Source organism: Brevibacillus sp. M2.1A (genome assembly GCF_013284355.2).
In the GTDB taxonomy this organism is placed as follows: Bacteria; Bacillota; Bacilli; order Brevibacillales; family Brevibacillaceae; genus Brevibacillus.
Genome location: NZ_JABSUY020000001.1, coordinates 5,118,690 through 5,138,133, shown reverse-complemented (window position 1 = coordinate 5,138,133; position 19,444 = coordinate 5,118,690). Strand labels below are relative to the sequence as shown.

The 19,444-nt window shown below is 49.4% G+C and carries 18 protein-coding genes; 14 read left to right on the top strand and 4 right to left on the bottom strand.

Annotated features, from left to right (window positions below; all coding sequences use genetic code 11):
• Positions 1 to 23 precede the first annotated feature (23 nt).
• From HP567_RS24535 to cimA, 7 genes are all read left to right on the top strand, one after another.
• On the top strand, positions 24 to 818 hold the full coding sequence (locus tag HP567_RS24535) for a thymidylate synthase (RefSeq protein ID WP_056489736.1): 795 nt from the start codon (positions 24 to 26) through the stop codon (positions 816 to 818).
• Positions 815 to 1,291 (top strand): dihydrofolate reductase, encoded by a 477-nt coding sequence (locus HP567_RS24530; protein ID WP_173610818.1) that lies wholly within the window; start codon positions 815 to 817, stop codon positions 1,289 to 1,291. Before HP567_RS24535 ends, HP567_RS24530 begins: the two co-directional genes overlap by 4 nt.
• A 153-nt stretch (positions 1,292 to 1,444) precedes the next feature.
• Positions 1,445 to 2,443: a histidinol phosphate phosphatase domain-containing protein gene (locus tag HP567_RS24525; protein ID WP_173610819.1), complete on the top strand. Its 999-nt coding sequence runs from the start codon at positions 1,445 to 1,447 to the stop codon at positions 2,441 to 2,443.
• Positions 2,444 to 2,518: 75 nt separating this feature from the next.
• Entirely contained in the window at positions 2,519 to 3,712 is a 1,194-nt protein-coding gene (locus HP567_RS24520) for a M20 metallopeptidase family protein (RefSeq protein WP_173610820.1), read from the top strand.
• 118 nt (positions 3,713 to 3,830) lie between these two features.
• Positions 3,831 to 4,922 (top strand): YheC/YheD family endospore coat-associated protein, encoded by a 1,092-nt coding sequence (locus tag HP567_RS24515; protein WP_173610821.1) that lies wholly within the window; start codon positions 3,831 to 3,833, stop codon positions 4,920 to 4,922.
• 104 nt (positions 4,923 to 5,026) lie between these two features.
• A complete protein-coding gene (locus HP567_RS24510) occupies positions 5,027 to 5,866 on the top strand; it encodes an alpha/beta hydrolase (protein ID WP_173610822.1) in 840 nt (279 codons plus the stop codon).
• A gap of 119 nt (positions 5,867 to 5,985) precedes the next feature.
• Positions 5,986 to 7,608 (top strand): citramalate synthase, encoded by a 1,623-nt coding sequence (gene cimA, locus HP567_RS24505; protein ID WP_173610823.1) that lies wholly within the window; start codon positions 5,986 to 5,988, stop codon positions 7,606 to 7,608.
• Between the two features lie 338 nt (positions 7,609 to 7,946).
• Here cimA and HP567_RS24500 read toward each other — a convergent pair whose 3' ends face one another.
• Positions 7,947 to 8,813: a helix-turn-helix transcriptional regulator gene (locus HP567_RS24500; RefSeq protein ID WP_173610824.1), complete on the bottom strand. Its 867-nt coding sequence runs from the start codon at positions 8,811 to 8,813 to the stop codon at positions 7,947 to 7,949.
• A gap of 134 nt (positions 8,814 to 8,947) precedes the next feature.
• Between HP567_RS24500 and fabF the strand changes: the two genes are divergently transcribed.
• The 3 genes from fabF (at position 8,948) to HP567_RS24485 (ending at position 11,902) form a co-directional block, all read left to right on the top strand.
• Entirely contained in the window at positions 8,948 to 10,180 is a 1,233-nt protein-coding gene (fabF, locus tag HP567_RS24495) for a beta-ketoacyl-ACP synthase II (protein ID WP_173610825.1), read from the top strand.
• A 128-nt stretch (positions 10,181 to 10,308) separates the two neighbouring features.
• On the top strand, positions 10,309 to 10,857 hold the full coding sequence (locus HP567_RS24490; RefSeq protein WP_173610826.1) for a sigma-70 family RNA polymerase sigma factor: 549 nt from the start codon (positions 10,309 to 10,311) through the stop codon (positions 10,855 to 10,857).
• Positions 10,832 to 11,902, top strand: coding sequence for a DUF4179 domain-containing protein (locus HP567_RS24485; protein ID WP_173610827.1), 1,071 nt, complete (start codon positions 10,832 to 10,834; stop codon positions 11,900 to 11,902). The genes HP567_RS24490 and HP567_RS24485 overlap by 26 nt, the downstream gene beginning before the upstream one ends.
• Positions 11,903 to 11,968: 66 nt before the next feature.
• Here HP567_RS24485 and HP567_RS24480 read toward each other — a convergent pair whose 3' ends face one another.
• Complete coding sequence (locus tag HP567_RS24480) at positions 11,969 to 12,199, bottom strand: DUF1128 domain-containing protein (RefSeq protein ID WP_015892616.1); 231 nt, start codon at positions 12,197 to 12,199, stop codon at positions 11,969 to 11,971.
• A gap of 31 nt (positions 12,200 to 12,230) precedes the next feature.
• Entirely contained in the window at positions 12,231 to 14,723 is a 2,493-nt protein-coding gene (locus HP567_RS24475) for a DUF3656 domain-containing U32 family peptidase (protein WP_173610828.1), read from the bottom strand.
• 181 nt (positions 14,724 to 14,904) lie between these two features.
• Between HP567_RS24475 and HP567_RS24470 the strand changes: the two genes are divergently transcribed.
• Genes HP567_RS24470 through HP567_RS24460 form a run of 3 tightly spaced genes read left to right on the top strand, consistent with a single transcriptional unit; the run spans position 14,905 to position 18,046 of the window.
• Complete coding sequence (locus tag HP567_RS24470) at positions 14,905 to 16,233, top strand: ATP-binding protein (RefSeq protein ID WP_173610829.1); 1,329 nt, start codon at positions 14,905 to 14,907, stop codon at positions 16,231 to 16,233.
• Positions 16,193 to 16,366 (top strand): hypothetical protein, encoded by a 174-nt coding sequence (locus tag HP567_RS24465; RefSeq protein WP_173610830.1) that lies wholly within the window; start codon positions 16,193 to 16,195, stop codon positions 16,364 to 16,366. Before HP567_RS24470 ends, HP567_RS24465 begins: the two co-directional genes overlap by 41 nt.
• A gap of 3 nt (positions 16,367 to 16,369) precedes the next feature.
• A complete protein-coding gene (locus tag HP567_RS24460; protein WP_173610831.1) occupies positions 16,370 to 18,046 on the top strand; it encodes a peptide ABC transporter substrate-binding protein in 1,677 nt (558 codons plus the stop codon).
• A 38-nt stretch (positions 18,047 to 18,084) separates the two neighbouring features.
• Here HP567_RS24460 and HP567_RS24455 read toward each other — a convergent pair whose 3' ends face one another.
• Positions 18,085 to 18,678: a TetR/AcrR family transcriptional regulator gene (locus tag HP567_RS24455; RefSeq protein WP_047071619.1), complete on the bottom strand. Its 594-nt coding sequence runs from the start codon at positions 18,676 to 18,678 to the stop codon at positions 18,085 to 18,087.
• A 201-nt stretch (positions 18,679 to 18,879) separates the two neighbouring features.
• On the opposite strand from HP567_RS24455, the gene HP567_RS24450 reads away from it, so the two are divergent.
• Entirely contained in the window at positions 18,880 to 19,353 is a 474-nt protein-coding gene (locus HP567_RS24450) for an N-acetyltransferase (protein WP_173610832.1), read from the top strand.
• Positions 19,354 to 19,444 lie beyond the last annotated feature (91 nt).

The following is a 19,444-nucleotide window of genomic DNA, read 5'->3' as shown; positions in this document are numbered from 1 at the left end:
TGAGATGGAAGGAGAGATGGACGATGAAACAATACCTGGATTTATGCCAGCGCATTTTGGATGAGGGTGTCACAAAAGAGGATCGGACAGGCACCGGAACGACCAGTGTTTTTGGGCATCAGATGCGTTTTGACTTGAGTGAAGGCTTTCCCATGGTCACGACGAAAAAGCTGCACATGAAATCGATCATCCACGAACTGCTCTGGTTTTTATCGGGAGATACCAATGTGAGATATTTGCAGGAAAACGGCGTGCGGATCTGGAACGAATGGGCCGATGAAAACGGAGATTTGGGCCCGGTATACGGGAGCCAATGGCGTTCTTTTACTGGGCGCGACGGCAAAACAGTGGACCAAATTCAATGGGTCATTGATGAGATCAAACGCAATCCGGACTCTCGCCGCTTGATCGTTAGCGCGTGGAATCCGGCTGAATTGGACAAGATGGCATTGCCGCCTTGTCACCTGCTGTTCCAGTTTTATGTAGCGAACGGCAAGCTGTCCTGCCAGCTGTATCAACGCAGTGGCGACACATTTTTGGGTGTGCCGTTTAATATCGCTTCCTACGCGTTGCTGACGCATATGGTAGCGCATGTCACCGGGCTTGAAGTGGGCGATTTTGTTCATACGATTGGAGACGCTCATCTGTATCTCAACCATATCGAGCAGGTCAAGCTCCAGCTCACCCGCGAGCCGAAACCACTGCCAAAGCTCGTGCTCAATCCGGAAGTGACTTCCATTTTTGACTTCAAATACGAAGATATTGAAATCGTCGGCTACGAATCCCATCCCCACATCAAAGGTGAGGTGGCCGTATGATCAGCCTGATTGTTGCCTATGCTCGCAACCAAGTCATCGGAAAAGATGGCGACATGCCGTGGCACCTTCCCGCCGACTTGAAAAATGTGAAAGAATTAACGACAGGCAAAACGATTGTGATGGGACGCAAAACGTTCGAATCGATTGGCAAGCCTCTGCCTAACCGCAGAAATGTCGTGCTGACGCGCAGCCATGACTTTCACCCTGAAGGTGTAGATGTTGTCCATACGAAGGAAGAAGTGCTAGCCATGGGTGATGTTATCATCTTTGGCGGCTCGGAAATTTATCGCCAGTTTCTCGATGTCGTTGATCGTCTGTACATTACAGAGATCGATTTGGAAACGGAGGGCGATACGTTTTTCCCGGCATGGGATCGCGATGCTTATACCTTGGTAGACAAGCGTGAGGGTATCGTGGATGAGAAGAACGTTCATCCGCATGCGTTTTACGTGTATGAGCGAAAAAATAGCTAAAAATCAAAAATGCCTCGTTGCGGAGGCATTTTTTTGTTCTTTTGTCACCTCTTCTGCTAGGTCGTTCGTCATGTGAATACTCGACATATGTATGGAACCAAACGCATATATAACGATAGAAAATAGCAGGGACGAACCCAAGGAGGTGATCGGGTGAAGGTAGACTTTCACGTCCATCTGGAGGAAGGGCCGTATTCGCTGGACTGGTTGCTGAAGCAAGCGGAATCATTGCGCCCCCTCGTGGAGCATGCCGAAGTGAGTGGGAGTCGAAAATGGGCAAGTATGCTGACCAATGGGTTGGCAGAGCGGCTTCAACAAGGACCGTATTCACGGGATTGGCTTGAATTGTATCGATTACGTGCTAAACAGGCTGGGATTCAGCAAGTTTGTGTGGTCGAGCACTTATACCGCTTTCTTGAGTACCAGTCGTACTACGAACAGCATGTGCACATCGGCTCTGATCGTTTGGGGACAGCGCAGCGCAAATGGCTGAGTCAGGTCGCAAACGACTCACTGGACAGCTTTGTTGTTTTCCTGCAAAAAGAGCGGCTTCGTTGGGCGGAGGATGGGATTGAGCTGCGTGTGGGAATTGAATTGGACTATTTTTCAGGTGGAGAAGAGACGCTACGGCATGTCATCAATCAATATCCTTGGGATGTATGTATAGGAGCCGTGCATTTTCTGGAAGGCTGGGGCTATCCGATCCACGATGCACGAGAACGCTTTGGAAGACAGGAGCTCATCGGATTGTATAGCCTTTATTTTGACAAGCTGGAGCAGGCGATCAAATCTCAATTATTCGATGTCATCGCCCATATCGATGGCATCAAAGCGTTTGGTGTAAGACCGGATGAAACTGCACTATTACCCTATTATCAGCGTGTGGCCCGGACTCTTGGACGAATGGGGATTGCGACGGAAATCAATACAGGCTACGGTTTGGCGAGTCAGCTCCGAGAATTTTCGCCCAGCTATCGTTTTCTGGAAATTTTGTTTCAGAATGAGGTGCCCATCACTTTGGCATCTAGTGCTACTGCGCCTGATCAAGTCGGTCAGCAGTTGGACGAGGCTCGAGCGCAGTTGAAACGGGTAGGCTATACGAGCTTTGCCGTTTTTGAAAAACGAAAACGCAGCATGCTCGCTCTGGATTAGTCAAGCTCCCCATTTGGCCCATGATTCTGCTATGATGGGAGAAAGAATGGTGCATCCAGGGGAGGAGTAAGAACCATGAGCTTGCAGGAACAATTAAAAGAGCTGCTCAAAGAAATGGAGCCGCAAATCATTAGCTGGAGGCGTCATCTGCACCAGCATCCCGAGCTTTCCTTTCAAGAGGAGAAGACTCCAGCGCTTATTGCCGAAATATTAAGAGGACTTCGCTTCGATGAGGTTCGCACAGGCGTTGGCGGTAGAGGAGTCATCGGTGTTTTGCGCGGAGGGAGCCCGGGTAGGGTCGTCGCGTTGCGTGCGGATTTTGACGCGCTGCCGATTCAAGATCAAAAAGAAGTACCGTATAAATCTACTGTACCTGGTGTCATGCATGCGTGTGGTCATGATGCGCACACGTCCCAGCTATTAGGACTCGCTTCTGTTTTGGCAGCAAATCGTGAGCAGTTTGCCGGTGAAATTCGCTTTGTCTTTCAGCATGCGGAAGAGGAAAATCCGGGCGGAGCAACCCAAATGGTTGAGGATGGGGCTGTAGATGGCGTCGATGCGATCTTTGGCGTTCATCTCTGGTCGATGTTCCCTGTAGGAAAGGTATTCATTAGTGCGGGTCCGCTCATGGCGAATACGGACGACTTTTCCATCGAGATCAAAGGTAAAGGGGGACACGGTGCTGTTCCAGAAGAAACTGTCGACTCCATTGTGATCGGTTCGCAAATCGTCGGTCATCTGCAAACGATTGCCAGCCGCAACGTCAGCCCATTAGAAAGTGTGGTCGTGACTGTGGGAACGTTCAACGGCGGAGACAGTACGAACATCATCGCAGATAGCTGTCGTTTGACAGGGACTGTCCGCTCCTTTTTGCCAGACGTCCGCGATCGAGCGGAGCAGCGCCTGACAGAAATTGCGGAAGGGACAGCTGCCATGATGGGAGGAAGCGCTACAGTTGTCTACGAGCGAGGGTATCCAGCTGTCATTAACCATGAAAGAGAAACAGCTATCGCCCGGGAAGCAGCCATTGCCGCATTTGGAGCTGGTCGTGTGGAATCGATGAAGCCGTTGATGGGTGGCGAGGACTTTTCGTACTACTTGGAAAAGGTGCCCGGCGCTTACTTGTTCGTAGGGGCAGGCAATCCGGAAAAGCTGGCGACATATCCCCACCATCATCCCCGCTTCGATATCGACGAGGATGCCATGCTGATTGCAGGCGAGCTCTTGGGACGAACAGCACTGCATTATTTGGAAACACATAAACGATAAGAAAACGTATGAAAGATGCGCTTTTGCCTACATAGGACAAAGGCGCTTTTTTTTGCTTTCAACCATAAGCTATACAAGGCTAGCTAGAAAATCGAACAAGGGAGGGAGTGGCCTTTCGGTGAGAAAACGGATAGGCGTACTGACCTACCGAGGAGAATCAGGCTTTGTCGAGCCCGGCTATTTGCGAAGGCTGGTTAAGGAAGGAAGAGAAATGGGGGCAGAGGTTTTTTTATTTAGCCCACAAGATGTCCGTTTGGAAGAAAAGCGGATCAACGGTTATGTACCAGATGGTACGAAGTGGAGACGAGAGCGTTTTGCCTGGCCCGACATCGTCATTGATCGTTATCGCTACTATCCATTGCCCAAGCATCGTGCCTATTTGCCATTTCGCAAGCAAGACTGGTTTCGTTATGCGAATAACCGTTTCTCGAACAAATATGTCGTACATCAGATTTTGATACAAGATCCTGATCTGCAGCGCTGGCTTCCCGAAACACTCCCCTACGACAGAAAAACGCTTGCTACGATGCTTGCCGATCATCGTCTGGTTTATCTCAAGCCGACAAACGGCACTGGTGGCAGAAGTATACTGCGTGTGGAGAAACAAGCAGGTCGCTACCTTTTGCATGGCAGGACCAAGCAGCAAGCCAAAAGCTGCGAAAAACTGGCGACGCTCACAGAGGTGTGCGAGCGGCTGGAGCATTGGATGAACAAGGAGAAGAGCGGAAACGAGCAGTTTTTTCTTCAACAGGGGCTACGGTTGTCACTGGTTCCCAAGCGAACAGTAGATGCTCGCATGCTTGTGCAAAAGGACGGGAAAGGTCAGTGGTGTTTGACCGGGATGGGCATTCGCGTTGGGCCGATACAATCGTCCACCTCCAATTTGCATGGAGGGGGAACCGCTTTGCCTGCTGTTTCCTTTTTGGTCAAACGATTTGGTCAGGAAACGGCAGAGCGGATTGTGCTGGAATGCAGGGAGCTCGCGATCAAGACTGTCAAACGCATTGAAGAGCATTTCGGCCTGATGATGGAGTTTGGCTTTGATCTGGGGATTGATGTTCATGGCAGGGTTTGGATTATCGAAATCAATCCGAAGCCAGGGAGAGAAATTTTCAAGCAGATGCGTCAGCACAAGCGATATGCGACGGCGGTTCGGCGGCCGTTGGAGTATGCGTTGTACCTTGTTAATAAAAACAATGCAGTGAACTAAAGGGGATCTTCCAAAGAGGAAGATCTCTTTTTTTGGTATTTTCGTTTCTTTTAGGAGGGGGACACGGCATAATAATAAAAAAATGCACAAGAGGTGAAACGTACATGCAAAAACAATCCTTTTCCATCGCACTCGATGAGGAGTTGACGCTTCGCGGCGATATTCATACGGAGGAAGCGGCAGGCTCAGAACAGCCACTACTGCTGTTTTGCCATGGCTTTAAAGGCTTCAAGGATTGGGGAAGCTTTCCCTACGTAGCCGATGAGCTGGCCAAGCAAGGCATTACCACGATTCGCTTTAATTTTAGCTGCAATGGCGTAGGGGAGAGCTTGACGGAGTTCGACGAGCTGGAGAAATTCGGACGCAATACATATGCCCGCGAACTGGCTGATTTGCAAGCGTTGACGGAACGGATTTTGTCAGGCGAGCTACCGTTACCCGATTACGTGGACAAAACGAAGCTGTATGTATTGGGACACAGCAAGGGCGGCGGTGACGCGATTTTATTCGGAGCAAACAACCCGCATGTGGCAGGGATTGTGACCTGGAACGGAATCGCTCATGTCGATTTGTTCGACGAGAAGCTGCGCAGACAAATAGAAGAGACTGGTGTCGGATACATAGCGAATGCGCGGACTGGTCAAGATATGCCAATCACGAGAGTCGTGATCGAGGACGTGGATAACAATCGAGAGCAATACGATATTTTGAAACTTGTCTCTACGATGGAGCAACCACTGTGCATCATCACAGGAGAAAAAGATTATGTCCGTCTGGTAGAGGGTGCAAAAAGAATTCATCAGGCCGCCAAAAACAGCGAGCTGCACTGGATAGAAGGCGGAGATCATACATTTAACACGCGTCATCCGTTTGCGGGAACATCGACTCCGTTGGAAGCTGCAATCAAGCAAACCGTCGCATTTGTCCGCACCCCACGGACATAGAAAAAACCTCTATTTTCCCGCGTTTTCTTTCCATTTGGGCTGTGGTATACTGGGAATCGTTCTAACGGTTGGAATGATGTGATTATTCAGAAAAATAAAAGAACAGGTGGAGAAGAAACATGAATAGCAAGGTGTATCTGTATGATACGACCCTGCGAGATGGTACGCAGGGAGAGGGGATCAGCCTGTCAGTAGAAGACAAGATAAAGATCGCACTGCGGCTGGACCAGTTTGGTATCGATTTTATTGAAGGCGGTTGGCCGGGCAGCAATCCAAAGGACATGGCTTTTTTTGAGCGTATCCGGGAGATTTCGCTGCAGCACGCAAAGGTAACGGCTTTTGGCAGTACCTGTAGACCGAATGTAGCAGCGCCGGATGATGACAATCTGCAAGCGTTGATCTTAAGCGGAGCCTCGGCAGCCGCGATCTTCGGGAAATCATGGGATTTGCACGTGACAGATGCTCTGAAGACGACATTGGAAGAAAACGTGCGCATGGTCGCTGATTCGGTCGCATTTTTAAAAGAAAACGGACTGACGACTCTCTTTTTGGCTGAGCATTTCTTCGATGGGTACAAGGCGAATCCGCGCTACGCATTGCGGGTACTGGAAGCAGCAGAAGAGGCTGGGGCTGACTGGATTGTTCTCTGTGATACAAATGGCGGGACACTGCCGCATGAAGTCTATGATATTGTCAAAACGACTGTGGGCCATCTGCGGACGCCTGTAGGCATTCATCCGCATAATGACAGTGGAGTGGCAGTTGCCAATGCACTAGCTGCGATTCAGGCTGGCGCACAGCAAGTGCAAGGAACGATTAACGGCATCGGTGAGCGCTGCGGGAATGTCAATTTGATCTCTGTGGTTCCGAATTTGCAGCTCAAGCTGGGCTATCATTGTGTGAGCACTGATCAATTGCAGGAGCTGACACAGCTGTCTCGCTATGTAGCGGAAATTGCCAACATGACCATGCCGAACAATCAGCCGTTTGTCGGGTACAGTGCTTTTGCTCACAAGGGTGGTATTCACGTAAGCGCCGTTATGCGCGACCCGAAAACGTACGAGCACATCGAGCCAGAAAACATCGGCAACAAACGCCGTGTACTCGTCTCAGAACTCGCAGGACAAAGCAATTTGCTCGCCAAAATGGAAGAGCTCGAGATCGACCTCTCGCTGGATCGCCAAAAGGCGAGAGAAATCATCACACACATCAAAGAGCGCGAATTCCAAGGCTATCAATACGAGGGAGCAGAGGCTTCACTGACGCTGATGCTGCTGGAAGCCTCCGGCAAGCTGAAGAACCTGTTCAAACTAGACTCCTTCAAAATCATGCTGGAAAAGGCAGCCGTCCAATCGATCACGTCGGAGGCGACCGTGAAGTTGCGGGTGAACGGGGAGTCTGTCCATACGGCTGCTGATGGCAATGGTCCGGTGAATGCACTGGACAATGCAATGCGAAAAGCATTGGAAGGCTACTATCCATGCATTGCAAAAATGCAGCTGGAAGATTACAAAGTGCGTGTCCTGGACGAAAATGGCGCGACTGCCGCAAAAGTACGTGTCCTGATCGAATCCTCGAGCAACGGGGAAAAGTGGAGCACAGTCGGCGTCTCTACCAACGTCATTGAAGCGAGCTGGGAAGCGCTGGCAGACAGTATCCGTTACTTGCTGTGGAAAGAAGGCTGCGAGGAAGTCGGAAGCCTTGCTTCCTCCGGGACGCGCGTAGGAATTGTGAATCATTAACAAAGTGAACCAGCCCAGACAGATGTCGTCGGGCTGGTTTTCCTTTGGTATGCAAGTTTTAAAAGGTACCGATCAACCAACAAAGCTGGCGAGAAGAAAAAGCACAGGGCTCGTAGACCTTGACAACGCCTACCCAGTCGGAACTTCCAAAAGGGGACCACGCTTGTCGAACACTTCTTCCCTGAGAAGCCTCCGCCCGTAGGGTGGCTTTGGCTCGACGGTCCCCTTTTGGAAGTGGAGACGGGCAGTGAATCCCCCAAGCTGGCGTGTCAGAGTCGAAGAGAACTGTGCTTTTTCTTCTCCTCCACCATGTTGACTCAAACCCCAAAGACCTTGGGTCAAGGTTTGCTAGAAGTAACAGGCCGATCAATCAACTGCCGCAGCTTTGTCTCCGTGGCAGAATTCGGGTCAGGCGTGTAAATGCTGCACCGCAAATCCGCGCTCCCGGAAACTTGCAGCGAGGTCAGATGAAAGAGCATTTTCCCTGCCTTCGCATGACGGAATTCCAGTAAAACCTCCGGTGCTGAGCTGACGCGGCTTTGCTCCCAAAGCTCGTGAAAGTCGGGATGAACCTGTCGCATTTCGCTTAAAAACTGCTCGTACCACTCGTCCTCTACATACTGACCGTAATTGGCGCGAAAAATCGCGAGAAAGCCGCTGACGAAATGCTCCCAGTTCACGGCCAGCCGCCGTAATTCCTTTCGCGTAAACACCAGGCGGATCAAATTGCGCTCTTCATAAGGGATTTGTTCAAAATCGAGAAAGACATGCGCCGCTGCCTCGTTCCAGCCGACTATATGACTGCGCCGATCTGAAATGATGGTTGGACATGAGCGCAACTCTTTTAAGATTCGTTTGAGGGCAGGATTGATCTTCGGCGGTTCATCTTCTTTTTGCACGTCTTGCCCTACTCCAGTGCCTGTCTCCAGTGCCAGCGCATACAAATATTTTCGCTCATCGACGGTAAGCTGCAAGGCTCTCGCTACCGCATCCAGAACGGATGGCGAGACCTTGATATCGCGGCCTTGTTCCAGCCATGTATACCAGGTGGAGCTAACCCCCGCGAGTTGAGCAACTTCTTCTCTTCGTAGCCCAGGTGTTCTTCTGCGTGTCCCAGGAGCCAGCCCGACCGATTGTGGCAGGATTTTGGCGCGCTGCGCTTTCAAAAAAGTAGACAGTGCCTGCAAGCGTGTTTGCTGATTCATGGTACACTCTCCGTTTCCTCAACTGGTTAAGTTTGTTAGACTAGTACTCATTATACTAGGATAAACAACAACTTGTAATAGGATAACCCGTGTGACAAGATGGTTTTCATAAGGCACTCAATGGGAGGCTAATCATGGAAAAAGTCGTTGTCACAGGCATGGGGGTAATCTCCCCGATAGGGAATACAGTGAATCAGTTTTGGAACAGTCTCGTGCAAGGGAAGTCTGGTATCTCGCCTATTGATACTTTTGATACAGCACGCAATAAAACGAAAATCGCAGGTTTGGTGCGAGATTTTGATCCGGTAGAGCGGTTTGGGCGCAAAGAATCGCGGCGAATGGACCGCTTTTGCCAGTTTGCCCTTGCTGCTGCAGAAGAAGCGCTAGAGGATGCTGGGCTTCGGCTGGACGAGTTGGACCGCGAGCGCATCGGGGTATATGTAGGCTCTGGCATCGGTGGGGTAGGGACGCTCCTTGAGCAGCATGACGTTCTTCGTGAACGAGGTCCTGAGCGGGTCAGTCCGACGCTGGTTCCCATGCTCATCTCCAACATGGCAGCAGCGATGATCAGCATCAAGTACGGTCTGTACGGGCCGACGATGTCACCTGTTACGGCGTGCTCGATTGGGAATACGTCCATCGGTGAGGCTTTCCGGCTCATTCGGGCAGGCGGAGCGGATGTCGTCATCGCAGGAGGGTCTGAGGCCGCAGTGACGGACATATCTCTCGCCAGCTTTAGCAATGCGACGGCATTGTCCACAAGAAATGATGATCCAACAGCAGCGAGTCGGCCATTTGATGCCAAGCGGGATGGGTTTGTCATGGCGGAAGGTGCCGGAATTGTGATTTTGGAATCGGAATCACACGCCAAGAAAAGAAACGCACGCATGTATGCCGAAGTGATTGGCTATGGGGCAAGCTCTGATGCCTACCACATGGTGGCGACACATCCGGAAGGAATCGGTCCCTACCGTGCGATGAAATGGGCCCTCCAGGAAGCAGGGGTGCAACCGACAGACGTGGATGTCATCAGCGCGCACGCAACCAGCACAGAAATCGGAGACCGTTCCGAGACATTGGCTATCAAAAAGCTGTTTGGCGACCATGCGTACCGTGTACCGATCACCGCCAACAAATCGATGACGGGTCATATGTTTGGTGCAGCAGGAGGGGCGGAGGCGGTCGCTCTGATCAAGAGCTTGCAGGAAGGAATCATTCCCCCTACGATCAATCAGGTGGAGCGTGACCCTGAATGCGATCTGGACTATGTGCCAAATACAGCGCGCAAAGCCACGCTTGACATCGGCATGTCCAATTCCTTTGGCTTTGGCGGTCACAACGCAGTCATTGTGCTGAAAAAAATGTAATGGATAGAGCCTGTTCTCGTAGTCTCAGGTAGACTGTGAGAGCAGGCTTTTTTTATTTCGATAGAAAAAAATGAAACGTTTTGTCGCCCTGATTTCTCTAACAGGGGAGAAAAGGAGGGGGGAGCTGTTTGAATAGACAACTTGGTCTCGTTGCTCGTGCCAAGGCTGGTGATGCTGACGCGTTCCAAATGCTGATTCATCAGGAAAAAACCAATTTGTACAAGATGGCTTTCGTGTATACGCGCAACGAAGAGGATGCACTTGAGATTTTTCAGGAAACGGTCTATAAGGCGTTGCTCTCCATTTCAACCTTAAAGGAAGAGCAGTATTTTACCACATGGTTGACACGCATTTTGATCAACTCGGCGCTTGCCTATTTGGCTAGGAAACGCAAGGTAATTTCACTTAGCAAAGACATGATTGAAAATGTGCGGGATACAGGAAGCGTAAGGCTCGAGGAACGGATCGATCTGCTGGAAGCAATGGAAGAGATGGAAGAAAAGTATGTAACGGTACTGCTGCTAAGGTTTTACAAGGACTACTCCGTAAAACAAATCGCCGAAACGCTGGATTGTCCGGAAGGCACTGTAAAAACGAATATTCACAGAGGATTGACGCTATTAAAAAAGAAACTAAAAGGGGAGTATTTCGATGAGAGAAAAAATTCATGCCTATAAAGAGCAAGTAGATCGCATTCCAGTCCCGACAGAGAAGCTGGACGCTATTATCGCCCAAACGGTTCAGGCTGTACCGAAGAGAAAACGCCTGAACAAACGAAAGCTGGTGTACAGTACAGGGGCAGCGGTCGTAGCTTTAGGGGTCTTGTTTAGCTCAGCAGCAGTTTCCCCGGCGATGGCCAATCTGGTGTCCAAGGTGCCTTTGATTGGATCGATTTTCTCGGCATATGGAGACAACGGATTGAAGCTAGCGAGTGAAAAAGGCTTAACAACTGTCATTGGCGAGTCGCAGGAGGTGGATGGTCATGCAATTACTGTCAATGAAGTGTACTATGACGGCACGCGTTTTACGATTGGTTATACATTGGAAACGAAGCAGGCAGTCGGAGAGCATTATTTAGGCTCCTCCCCAGATCTGACGGTAAATGGGAAAGCATTTGGATACGCAGGAAGCAGCAAACATACACAGATCACGCCGACGCTAGCGACCGGGATTGTCGATATCGATGCGATCAATGGCTTGCCAGAGGAGTTCAAGCTGGGATTGAGCTTTCATGGGGAGGACGGCAAGCAGTGGAACTTCTCCTTGCCAATCAGTTCCCGTACAGAAACCAAGCGCATTGCGATCAATCACCAGCAAAAAGCTGGAGGCATTGACCTCACTGTTCCGGATATAACAATGGGTCCAGCAGGACTGGTGGTCAGCTTCCAGGCGGTAACGGAGGAAATCGGCTATTTATCGAGCAATTTGGAATTCAAGGTCGTTGATGATAAAGGAAATGAGCTAGGAGCCTACTCAGGCGGTAGCCAAGGCAAAAAATCTGATGGTAAAGAATACCTTGCAGGAACCCGTCGTTTCGATCCGGTGACAGCAGATGTAAAAGAATTAAGGATCACTCCATATCTGTCATTGCCATCTCAAGGTGGTGGTGTTGGGATAGATGGAAATGGAAAAGAAACGATAATCCAAACAACCATCGACATGATAAAGAAACAAGGGAAAGACATTGAGTTCAAAACGTTTACCGTTACGTTGAAAAAATAAAGTCCACGCAAAAAAGCGTCACTCCATGTACAGGAGCGACGCTTTTTTCTCTTGTTAGGGCAAAAACTAGGATTGTTTTCTCATCGCACCCAGCTCTTCAACGATGGCAGTCATTTCATTGATGCCAAACGCTGCTTTTTTCTGCACCATGTTGTACAGGTACAGCAAATCCTCGTAATGAACGAGATCGAAATCCTCCGGGCGCATCACCGCCGTATTCGCCATGTTCAGCTTTGCTTTGATGCCCTCAATGATAATGGCCAAGTTTTCTACAGTCGGTTGATTCAGGTCAGCCATGCTTTCTCGCTCCTCTCTACAAAGCTGGTTTTTATTTCGTCAGTTGCCCACGTGTGACACCCAACTGGTTGGTTGCCTTCAGGGTACGCCATACATGTGTACCGCTAACTTCTCCGCGCAATGCTTTGCGATACAGACTGATTACCTCTTTCACGCGCTCTGGCTCTTCTTCCAAAAACTCGATGCGATAGCTACCGACATTCAGGGAGCGGAACTCACTCAAATACTCAGCACCAGACTGGTCAATCGCGTTATAAACGGTATTGCGGCAACCGGTATCCACACGTATAGGGTGTGAGAAGCCGACGCGGTCTTTCAAAGAAATGCGGGAGGTCTCACATGGAGTTCCGCAGTTCGTATGGTCAGTACCTTCACTCATGAATGTGCAGTATACGCAGTGCTCCGTGTGGAACATCGGCATGTGCTGGTGGATAACCAGTTCCATGTTCGCAGCGTTTGAGCGGCTGAGCAGATCGACCATTTGTTGGATGTTCAGATCGTACGATGGCGTTACGCGCTCAAGACCTGTTGCAAGGAACAGCTCAACTGCCTTGTGGTTCGCGACATTCAGGGAGAAATCGCCAATCAGCGGAATGTCGATTTCATCACGACGGGACAAGTAGTAATAGAGTGCTCCCGTATTGCGGACCAGAATAGCATCTGGTTTGCTTTTCGCGATCAGGGCAAGGACCCCGTTTTCATCCGGCATATGAATGCGCATCGTAGCAATCCCGATCTTTTTGCCGTACTTATGGGCCAGCTTGACACCCTCTGGATACTGCTTGACGAATTCAAAGTCAGCGTAGAGGAAGTCCACGTCGGTTTGCGCAGCTGCTTCCAATTGCTCAAGGGAACGGCACAGCGCTGTCAGGAGCGGCTTTTCCACTGGCTGGCTCTTCGGAACATCCGCGTATACGTTGATATCGTGATGGTGGTAAATCGGCGGCTTGGAGCGCAGGAACACGAGCTGTTCGACTGCGTCACGGCGCATCCGGTTCAACTCACTGACAGGTACGATGAGATCCCCTTCGAGATCGACAGTCAGATCGTGAGCTTCCAGGTGGAAAATGGTTCCGCCCAGACGGCTTAATTGATCGTGCAGTAACTCTTTCGACAGAGGGCGCTTCAAAGCAGTCTCCAGCAGTACCTCGGAAGGAACACTGACAGCGTGATTCGCTTGTTTATCCACCCAAGTGACACTGAGTTTTTCACCCAGCTTTCCGCTCACGTGAACGGACAGCGGGAAGGTGCGATAAGGCTTTTCGGTCTCGAACGTTTTGCGCAGGCGACGATCCAGCTCAGGGTCGCTCGTCTTCCATACGCGGTCACCGACGTGAAGACGCTTCAGATTCACGTCATTGCGTCCCATGACGATTTCGTACAAGCCTTTGGAAACTTCACCTTCTACCTTTTTACTGCGGCTCAAAATATCGTAGATGCGACCGCCTTCTTCTTTTTGCGTAGGGTCACCCGCGTCGAACACGATACCGTCTCCGCGTTTGACAGGAGCAGTGATGTCCACCAAAACGCCTGTAGGCAGCAGTTTTTTCACGGTTCCCAAAAACACACCGCGGCTTTTCGGGAACGAACCATCTACGAGCTGCTTGTTGTTTGTCCCGGTCAAAAATCCGTGCGTAAACCCGCGAGAGAAGCTTTGTTGCAGCTCACGTACTTCTACCTCGGTTGGTCCCGTATCTTGTCCGGCAAAATAACGCTCGATGGCGGCATTGTACTTGCTCACGACGTTTGCCACGTATTCAGGTGTTTTCAGGCGGCCTTCAATTTTAAAGGAAGTCACGCCAGCCTCGATCAACTCAGGAACCAAATCGATAGCAGCCAAGTCCTTCGGGGACAGCACGTAAGCGATGTTTCCCATGTCCTTTTGCACACCGTCTACCATCAGGTCATACGGCAAGCGACAGGCCTGGGCACACTCCCCGCGGTTTGCCGAGCGTCCCCCCCACATTTCCGAGGTCAGACATTGACCGGAATAAGAAACACACAAGGCACCGTGGACGAATACTTCCATCGGCAGCTTCGCTTTTTCTCCGATTTTTTTGATCTCTTTTAATGAATTTTCACGACCGAGCACGACGCGTTCCATATCAAACGGCTTCGTGAACTCCACCGCTTCCGGCGAAGTAATCGTCATTTGTGTAGAGCCATGAATCGGGAAGTCTGGAGAAATCTCGCGAATCATCTTTACAAGACCGAGGTCTTGTACGATCACCGCGTCTACTCCAGCGTGAATACAGGCGTCAATCAGCTCGCGTGCATCCTCCAGTTCATTTTCAAATACGAGAATATTAAAAGTAAGGAAGCCCTTTACCCCGTACATGTGCAAATAAGCCATAATCTCAGGCAGTTCCGCCATTTGAAAGTTCTCAGCACGAGCACGCGCGTTGAACTTTTCTACCCCAAAAAAGATGGCATTGGCACCGTTGGCCACGGCTGCCTTCAAACAGTCCCAGTTACCAGCAGGTGCCAACAGCTCAATATCTTCACGCTTTATACCATTTCGCATGTGTATGTCTTACCTCCAAGGTCTTCAAACAAGCTCTTCTTCATCATAGGGAAATGTGCTGGTCACCGCAACAAAAACATCCTTTCTGCCAGATGTTGAAAATGTGCCTTCCAGAAAGATACATAGTAATGGTATTCTGTAAGAAAAATCGAAATATTCTACGAACCAGGGGAACCGATATATGTTAATCATCAAAGACATTTTGCTGCAGTTGCTGTTCGTTATCGTCCCTGTTTTGCTGTATAGAAACGTTTGGCTGGGGCGATCAACCTCGAACAAGATGAGCGTCAAATCATCCATGGTTATCGTTTGTAGCTCGATCAGTGTCATTTTTGCCATGAGCTTTCCAGTACAACTCAGTAATGGTATGGAGTACGATTTACGCTCGATACCGATCATTATTACCATTTTATACGCCGGGTATATCCCGGGCATTTTAACGATTTTGATGATGTTTGTTGTAAAGATTGTTCTGGGAGGCGATGGCGTTCTTATAACGATTCTTGGAACGATGGTCTACGCGATCATCCCGTTTTTGTTGGTCAATCGTTGGTATGGCTACTCTTTACGAAAAAAACTAGCGACCGTTCTCTTGATCGGATGCTTAAAGCAGCTATCCATCATCGGTGGAGGGATGGTTGTTTTGATCTGGAGAGGGTTCCCGTTGTCCATCATTAGCGATCATCTGGAGCCGTTAGTGGAGATTGGCTACCTCGCTTTGATCGTTCAAGGTGGAGCCGTTTATTTCATCGAGTTTATTCGAGAATCTCATATTATCCGCAAGCAGGTCGAACGCTCGGAAAAGCTGAATCTGATCAGCGAGCTGGCAGCCAGTGTCGCCCACGAAGTGCGCAATCCACTCACGGTGGTACGAGGTTTTGTCCAATTGTTGCGTGAGGAGACGAATCCGAAAAACGTTGAATACATCCGATTGGTCTTAAATGAACTCGACCGGGCTGAATTTATCATTTCCGACTATTTAAATCTGGCCAAGCCTCATTCTGAGACGCTGGAGCGACTGGAGATTGCGCATACCGTAAAAGAAGTGAGCGCCATTATGTCCTCGTACAGCGTCATGAATCGAGTGGAAATCGCCTGTGAGACCGAGCCGGGCCTATTCGTTGAGAGCAACGCCGTTAAGCTCAAGCAAGCATTGATGAATCTAATGAAAAACGGTATCGAATCGATGGGACAAGGTGGCATACTCCATGTCACCGTACGAGCAGCCGGGAACTATCATGTGATTTCCATCAAGGATGAGGGAGAGGGGATGACGCCGGAGCAGATTGAACAGATTGGGCTACCTTTTTATTCTACGAAGGAAAAAGGGACAGGTCTCGGTTTGATGGTAACCTGCCGGATTATCGAGGCGATGCGGGGGACGATCCACTTTCAGAGTGAACGCGGGCACGGAACGCAGGTGACGATTCAACTGCCTGCAGTGTATACGACCGAAAAAGGAGGCGAACATGGACAAAGATCAAGAGGTGTGGGAGCGACTCTTTCATGAGTTGGCTGTCATCAGAAGTGAATTAAAAGCGTTCAAGCTCGAAACACGTGCAGAACTCTATCAAATCAAAAACGAGCTGAAAGAATGGCAGCAGCGTGAAGAACAGCGAAGGCTCTCAAACGAAGGAGAATAGACCATGAGAAGTTCCGCAAAACGATGGTGGCAAAAGACAGGAAAAGTTGTTTTCGCAGCAGGTTTGGCTTTCGCGCTTGCTGCATGCGGACAACCTCAGGAAGCAGCAAAGCCTGCCACACAACCAACGACAGAAGCTACACCAGCTAGTGCATCTGCGCAACCTGAACAGATACTCAGGCTGAATAACTTTACAGAACCGCTTTCTCTTCATCCCGGACTCATTTCGGATGTTTGGTCATCCAATGTTATTTTTCAGACGTTTGAAGGGCTGACGCGAATTGACGACAAGGGCGTTCCACAGCCCGCGATGGCCCAGGAAATCAAGGCATCAGATGATTTGTTGACGTACACCTTCACGATTCGCGACAATGCGAAGTGGTCGAACGGCGATCCCGTAACCGCGCACGATTTTGAAAATGCCTGGAAATGGGCACTCGATTCCAAAAACGGTTCCCAGTATGCCTACCAGCTGTTTTATGTAAAAAATGCAGAGGCAGCCTTTGCTGGCAAAGCGAAGCCCGAAGAGATCGGGGTCAAGGCAACAGACGACAAGACACTGGTTGTTCAACTGGAAAACCCGACGCCGTTTTTCCTGGAGCTGACGGCTTTTTACAGCTACTTTCCGCTAAATACCAAAGTGGTGAAAGAACATCCGGACTGGGCGAAGGAAGCAGGACCAACCTACACCTCGAATGGACCGTTCAAACTCACTGCGTGGGAGCATAAAAACAAGCTGACGCTTACGAAAAATGAGCATTATTGGGACGCAGACGCTGTCAAGCTGACCAAAATCGAAATGAGTATGATCAATGACGCGAATACAGAGCTGTCCATGCTGGAGGGCGGCGATCTCGATTGGGCAGGCGCCCCGACTGGCAATCTTCCGCTCGACGCGATGCCGACCTTGAAGGAAAAAGGTTTGCTGGTGATCACGCCAAAAGCAGGGACGTATTGGTATGAATTCAACACAGAGCAAAAGCCTTTCCACAACAAAAAAATTCGCCAAGCCTTTTCATACGCGATCAGCCGGAAAGACATTGTGGAGAATATCACCCAGGGAGGGGAATTGGTTGCGACAGCCGTAGTGCCGCCTACGATGTTTGCTGAGAACGAGCAAGGCTTGTTTATAGACAACGACATGGAAAAAGCCAAGCAACTGTTGGCGGAAGGCATGAAGGAAGAAGGGTATGCCAGCATCGACCAGCTCCCGCCGATTACACTGTCCTATAATACGGAGGAAGCACAGACGAAAATCGCCCAAGCCGTACAGGACATGTGGCAAAAAAACTTGGGTGTGCACGTCAAGCTGGAGAATCAGGAATGGAATGTCTATTATGAAAACGTGAAAAACGGGAAGTATCAAGTAGCGCGGATGGGGTGGACGGGGGATTTCAACGATCCGATCAACTTCCTGGAAATATTCCGGACGAAGGAAGGCAACAACCATACTCGTTGGGAGAATCGTCAATTTGCCGATCTATTGGCGGCTTCTGCCAAGGAGAAGGATGCTGCCAAACGAAAAGCGATCTTGCAAGAGGCTGAGAAAATCTTGGTAGACGAAATGCCAGTTATTCCGTTTTACTTTAAGTCTACGGTGTATGCGCAAAACCCCAAGTTGAAAGGCGTAGTCATTTCTGGTCTGGGATACGCGCAGTACAAATGGGCCTATTTCGAATAAATCATATGTAGTCACATTCGAAGGGCTGGTCAGTCGGATTATTCCACGACCAGCCCTTCGAATACGATAGAGACCTTCTCTTCCATGATTTCTTCGAGTGCCCAGGCGCCTTCGCTGCGTACCCAATCATAAAGAGCGTTATAGTAAATATTTTCCAACATATTTGCAGCGACAAGAGGGTTGAATTTGCTTTTCAATTGATTCTTTTCTTGCGCTTCTTCAATCAGGTCAGCGAATAGTTGGCGCAATTCAAAGTACATGTTCTTTTCATTCTCAAGCACTTTTCGATGTTTCATCGAGGATTCTACGACGACTTTGATGAAATCGAAATTGGTAATGGTGACTTCATTCATGATCTTGTAGATCCGCAGTACCTTCGATTTGCAGTCGTTACCATAGTCCCACTCTTCCCGACGCTCCTCGATTTCATGCAGACGTTCATATCCCCAGTTAGCGAGAATGGCTTCCTTTGAAGTGAAATGCAAAAAGATCGTACCGCGAGCAACATCGGCTTCTTCGGAAATCATGTCGATGGTGGTTGCTTCAAAGCCGTGCGTTTTGAAAAGCTTGATGGCAGCATTGAAGATTTTTTCGCGTGTTTCGCGCTTTTTCCGTTCCCGTCTCGTCGTCAAGTTATGTAGCACCTCCTTAAGAACTCGTACGCTTGATTATAACACAACCGTTACCTAACAAAAGAATAGTTCATGGAATTGAGCATAATTTAGGTGAAAAAAGGATAGACTTCTGCGCAGTGCGAATGTATATTTATATACTATAATGAATAAATATTAAATCATACCAGGCTCGTTATGCATGGGGTGGAGGAGAGTAAAATGGGTGTTGCAAAGGCGCTGGCAGTACGTCAGGCTACGATGAAAGACGTGGATGCCATGTTGGAGATTGTTAATGAATATGCACAGCAGGGCTTGATGCTGCCACGTACGAAGCTGTCTTTCTTGGAAAACTTGCAATCCTTTATTGTCGCTCATGATGGAGATTCGGTCGTAGGTGTCGCAGGCTTGCATATTTTGTGGGAGGACCTGGCGGAGATCCGCTCCTTGGCTATCTCGGAAAAAGCAAAGGGGATGGGCGTTGGGAAGCATCTGGTTCTTCATTTGGTTGAGCAATGCCGCCTTTTGGGAATTAAGCGTGTACTGGCGCTGACCTATCAACAAGTGTTTTTTGAAAAGTGCGGATTTTGGGTGGTCGCCAAGGAAACACTGCCGCAAAAAGCCTGGAAGGATTGTATTAACTGCTCCAAGCTGCCGATGTGCGACGAAATTGCTATGATTTTCGAAACGTCCTGATACATTTGGTCTAGCCTTCCTTTTTCCTTTTCTGGTACTATATTCATATGAATAGTAGAAATATAAACAATATTCTATTAGTATACCAGAA